We start from the raw sequence: 317 nt of genomic DNA on the forward strand, positions 1-317 counted from the left end.
TCTTCATCGGCACGCCCACGGTCACCGGCGGCGGCACCTGTACTCCGGCTGCCACCGATGGCGTGCAGGGCGGCACGCTGGAATGCGCCTGGACCAATCAGCTGGCTGCAGGCGCGCAGTACACCGTCTGTCTCTTATACACATCTGACGCTGCCGACGAAATGCGAACAGTGTAGATCTCGGTGGTCGGCGGATCATTAAAAAAGGGGGGGGGGGGGGGGGGGGGGGGGGGGGGGGGGGGGGGGGGGGGGGGGGGGGGGGGGGGGGGGGGGGGGGGGGGGGGGGGGGGGGGGGGGGGGGGGGGGGGGGGGGGGGGG

1 pseudogene is annotated in these 317 nt (G+C 74.8%); it reads right to left on the bottom strand.

Annotation, left to right across the window (positions count from 1 at the left end):
• Positions 1–97: 97 nt before the first annotated feature.
• A pseudogene (locus JHD82_RS29360) lies at positions 98–317 on the bottom strand (hypothetical protein); the annotation flags it as partial.

This window comes from Delftia sp. ASV31 (assembly GCF_016428765.1).
Lineage (GTDB): Bacteria > Pseudomonadota > Gammaproteobacteria > Burkholderiales > Burkholderiaceae_C > Comamonas > Comamonas acidovorans.